The sequence below is a fragment of the Bradyrhizobium sp. genome, assembly GCF_004799405.1.
Taxonomy (GTDB): Bacteria; Pseudomonadota; Alphaproteobacteria; order Rhizobiales; family Xanthobacteraceae; genus Bradyrhizobium.
In genome coordinates, this window is the sequence record NZ_SSMW01000075.1 from 1 (window position 1) to 4,919 (window position 4,919).

The 4,919-nt window shown below is 58.1% G+C and carries 2 protein-coding genes; both read right to left on the bottom strand.

Features of this window, described 5'->3' with window-relative positions:
• Positions 1 to 167: 167 nt before the first annotated feature.
• Positions 168 to 3,857 carry a GAF domain-containing protein gene (locus E7813_RS11630; protein ID WP_291573977.1) on the bottom strand — a complete coding sequence of 1,230 codons (3,690 nt, stop codon included), beginning with the start codon at positions 3,855 to 3,857 and terminating at the stop codon, positions 168 to 170.
• A 522-nt stretch (positions 3,858 to 4,379) separates the two neighbouring features.
• Positions 4,380 to 4,577: a hypothetical protein gene (locus E7813_RS11635; protein ID WP_291573979.1), complete on the bottom strand. Its 198-nt coding sequence runs from the start codon at positions 4,575 to 4,577 to the stop codon at positions 4,380 to 4,382.
• Positions 4,578 to 4,919 lie beyond the last annotated feature (342 nt).

Sequence of the window (4,919 nt, forward strand, 5' to 3'; positions counted from 1 at the left end):
ATTGTCGTGATCGTCTGCATGGCTCGCTCCTTTGAATCGTGGGAGCCTTAACAGCCCCCACATCCATGGCACCGATGTGCCGGTGGAGGAGCCGTCCACAGCATCAGGAACGGACTCATGCACCGCAGCAAATTTGACGCTGTCAGCTGGTGACCTTGGAGGACGGATTACCTTTGGCTCGTCCGCGGTAATACGATCTTGAACTCTGTGAAAAGTCCGGGCTCTGTCTCGACATCAATGCTGCCGCCGTGTTGTTTCACGATGATGTCGTGACTGATGGAAAGGCCCAGTCCCGTCCCTTCACCGGCAGGCTTGGTCGTGAAGAACGGATTGAACATCTTTTCCTTCACCTCGGGGGATATGCCGCCGCCGTTGTCGCGGATTCGGATCTCGACGCTGTTGCCGAGATTCTTGGTCGCAGCAGCAAGAGTTGGTTCGTAGTCACCTCCATTTGCCTCAGCTCGCTTTGTGGCTGCGTAAAACCCATTTGAGATCAGGTTGAGCATTACCCGCGTGATTTCCTGGGGGAAGAGATCGACTTCTCCGGCCGCCAAATCGAAGGACCTTTGCAGGGTGATTTCGAAGCCCTGCTTCTCGGCCCTTGCCCCGTGATAGGCGAGATTAAGGCTTTCCTCAACGAGAGCGTTGATTTCCACCCGCCGATGCTCGCCGGAGCCCTGACGCGAATGAAGGAGCATGTTCTTGACGATGGCGTCGGCGCGCTTGCCGTGCTGGACCACCTTTTCAAGATTGTCCTTCAGCATACCGGTCAATTCGTCGACTTCTTCCCGAACTTTGCCGTCCATCGCGACGGGCTTGAGCACACCGTTCAGTTCATCGGTTAGCTCCGCCGAGAGCGCCGAGAAGTTGTTGACGAAATTGAGCGGGTTCTTGATCTCATGCGCAATACCAGCGGTGAGCTGGCCGAGCGATGCCAGCTTCTCGGTCTGCACTAGGCGATCCTGCGCGGTGCGTAGATCATCGAGCGACTTTGACAGTTCGCGCGTACGCTCCTGAACCTGATCGAACAACCGCACATTCTGGATCGCGATCACCGCCTGGTCGGCAAAAGTCTCGACCAGCTCGATCTGTCGCTTTGTAAAGGGCTGCACGACCTGTCTCGTCAGCGTAAAAACGCCGATGGTTTCGCCCTCGCGTCTGAGAGGAATACCGATAATGGTTCGATGGCCGCCGAGGCGCTGATACTGGCGGGCGAGATCGCCTTGCGTCTCATCGGCGAGCACGTCAGCGACGTGGACTACGCCGCCGGACGCCGCCGAACGTGTCGTGGTGCTGCCACTATCGGCTGGGTACGGATGCGCCCTTGCAAACGTCTCGAATTCCGCGGAGAAGCCGTAATTCGACACCATATGAAAGTGGTTATCTTTCCGGAGAAAGATCACGCCCTTCTCGGCGTCACACAATGTGGCTGCGGAAGAGAGGAGGGTTGCGAGCACAGAGTCGAGATCGAACGCCGAGCGGCTGATCACCTTCAGCACGTCGGCCGTGGCAGTTTGTTGTTGCAACGACTCCGAGAGGTCGCGCGTGCGTGCCTGCACCTCGTCGAACAGGCGAACGTTCTCGATGGCGATCACCGCCTGGTCGGCGAAGGTCCTGACCAATTCGATCTGCCGCTCGGTGAACGGCCGCACGACGCGGCGCCGCAGCACAATTGCACCAACCGGCTGGCCTTCGCGCAACAGGGGTACCCCGAGAATTGTGCGGGGATCGCCGCTAAGTTTCTGGGCTTTCGAAAAGGTGTAGTCGGGGTCAATATGCACGTCCGGCACATGGACCACCTTGCCCTCAAGCAGGGTCCGGCCGGTAATGGTCCCACGTTCCGGCTTGGCCGGGGTGTCCCTTACGTGATCCATGAACTCGGCCGTAAAGCCGTATGAACCGGCACGAAAATACTCGTCGCCTTTCTGGCGCGTTATCACCGCCATATCCGCTTCGCACAGCCGCGCTGCCGACTCGACCAGCGTGTCCAGCACGGTTTGCAGATCGAATGCCGAGCGGCTGATCACCTTGAGCACGTCGGCAGTCGCGGTCTGCTGCTGTAGCGATTCGGAAAGGTCGTCGGTGCGCTGGTGCAACTCCTTGAGAAGTCGTGTGTTCTCGATGGCAATTACGGCTTGTGCTGCGAAGTTCCTGACGAGGTCGATCTGTTTGTCGGTAAACGGCCGCACTTCGGTGCGGTAGATAAAGATAGCCCCAACCAGTGAGTTATCTTTGATCATCGGAACGCAAACAGTAGATCGTGCCCCCCCAAGCCTTGCTGCTGCGCCGACCACCGCTTCAGCGGCGTCGTCGGCAGTGTGGCTCACCTGTCTTGTCCGTATGACGCGGTCCAGGTGGCTACCCAGCGTCGGCTGGAATGCTCTTGATTGCGTAAAATACTCTGCAAGTTTCGGGGGCGTGCCCACTCCCGCCTCCCAGCGCGCGCTATCGCCGTCAATCAGGAACAGGTTTCCGAACTTGGCGTCGCAGATATTTACAGCATTCTTCAACATTGAAATGAAAACAGGCTCCAGCTTACCAGGCGAGCTGGAGATGACCTTCAATACATCGGAGGTCGCGGTCTGGAACTGCAGCGATTCGGAGAGATCGCGGGTGCGGGCCTGCACCTCGTCGAACATTCGCACATTACCAATGGCGATCACGGCCTGATCGGCGAAGGTTTGCAGCAGGCTGATCTGTTTGTCGCTGAAAGGATGCACTTCGATTCGGCGAAGCACAATTGCACCGATACTCTCACCCTCGCGCAACAGCGGCACACCCAAAATACTGCGAAGACCCGTGGTCCCCCCACGGCGCGACAGTTCTTGAGCGTCAGGAAAGTCACTACCCTCGTCGGAGAGAAGGTCGCGCACATGCACTGGCTTCCGTTCCAGGAATGCGCGTCCCGCAGTCCAGCTGCGGTTGATCGGCCACTTGTCCGCTTCCACCATTATCGGACCATGATGGGCGCTGAAACGGAGCTGGTCGCCGTCTTTCAAAAGCACGATGGCATCATAGGCCTGGCAGAGCTCGCAAGCACTCTCAACAATGGCCTGGAGAACCGGTCCGACATCGGTCGGCGAAGAAGCTATCACGCTCAGAATATTGCTGCTTCCGGTCTGGTAAGTGAGAGCCTCCGAAAGGTCGTGTGTCTTCGCCTGCACCTCGTCGAACAGGCGGACGTTCTCGATGGCGATCACCGCCTGATCGGCAAAGGCCTGCAACAATTGCTCATGGTGGGCGGGGAAGGAGCCGGGTTGTACACGCGTGACGCTGGTCATGCCGATAGGCGTCCCGCCGCTCATCAGCGGGGTAATAAGTATGCTGCGAAAGCCGCGCGCTCGCGCGATATTCCGAATGTCGTCCGACAATGCTTCCGTATCTGGAATCTGTGCGATCTTGCCGCCCTGCACCATCTCAAACGACTGAAAATCGGCAACCGGCCGCGGGAACGAACTCTTCATGATCTCGTCAGCCGCCGGATTCGTCGGCGTGATGGCCTGCAAGTAGGCAACTCCATCGATAAAGCGGAAGACCGCGGCCGAGAAGCCGCCGAGCAGACGCTTCGCGCTTCCCACAATGGCATCGAACACCGGCTGTACATTGGTCGGCGAGCTGGCGATGACCTTCAATATCTCAGCCGTCGCCGCCTGCTGCGCACGGGCTTCCTTCAGGTCTTTGCTCGGACCGGAGACCGAACGACGCTTAACTCGGATGGCCGCTGGCGCGATGCGGCGCTTGTTCTTGGCGGTCTTGCGGCCCTTCGCTGGGCTTGCGTTGCCGGCCTTCGCCTCGCTCGTCTTGCCGCCCGTTCTTGATGGCCGCGCCATATCCGCCCCCAGGGTCAAGAAGAGCATCTTACCGGGCCAAACCTTCATTCTGGAAGGGGGCGAACGAGCCAGAATCGTGTTGGCCGACTGCTCCGGTGATGTCCGCTCCGGGTCAAAAGCAGACCTCGCGGCCCTGAAATACGACTTCCGCTATTCCCCCGAAAGCAGACATGCAGCGACACGACGGCGATGTCCGCTAAGTGCCATGAGCAGACATGGACGGCGCTTTGCCAAAAAGAAAAGCCGCCCGAAGGCGGCTCACAATTCGATAGGACAGCGGTGCTGGCTTGATAAGCGTCGGTGCTGGTGACAACATTTATAGCATCGGGGATACGTTGGCCCCGACAAACCGGCAACGCATCTGAGTGCCTCATTTATTAAAGGCTTTGCGTCCGGTGGCTAGCAGGCTTGGGCTACGCGGTCGAGCACCGCTCGGCGCAGCAGACCTCTAGGCAAACGCAACGCAACGGCACGAAGCCGCTGAGGGAAACCTTGGCGGCTTTTGCGTGTGTCTAGTCGCGCACCACCGACTCCAGCGAGCGATATGTGTTATAAGTGCTTCTTGGCATCGGCCGCTCTTTGCTTTTCCTGAGCGGCCAAATAATCGGCTTCAAGTGGCAGTTCGTCAAAGTTCGGCTTGTACCCATTTTTATCATACTTAGACCGCGGAATTGGGATGCTGACGCCGTCATAGTCAACCTGCACTGATCCGTCACTAGTACGGAACATTCCCGTTGCCATATTCATCTCCTTTCTCCGCACACTCAGGTTATGAGTTAGGCCGTCTTAACTTTCTTGGCCTTTTGCAGGCGCTTATTCTCAGCCTGCGAATTGCGGACGGCTTCGGCCAGCATCTCGCGCAGCTCAGCCTTGGTCTTCGGCGGCTCGCGCGCAAATGTTTTTGTCCATGTTACCATGAACAAAATATGGGGATGCAGGAGGGAGAATTAAACCCCTGTGGGCATGTCCGCTATGGAGCGCACAACAGATGAGGTGGATGGCTCCCGCTCACGGCATCTGGGTGCCAAAGTGTGAAGGCCATCAGGCGTTCACGAGCAAAATGGGAGCCATCCGCCATGAATATTACCA

Excerpts from the sequence above, each read along its gene's own strand:
- E7813_RS11630 (WP_291573977.1), bottom strand. The coding sequence starts at position 3,857 with ATGCTCTTCTTGACCCTGGGGGCGGATATGGCGCGGCCATCAAGAACG.
- E7813_RS11635 (WP_291573979.1), bottom strand. The coding sequence starts at position 4,577 with ATGAATATGGCAACGGGAATGTTCCGTACTAGTGACGGATCAGTGCAG.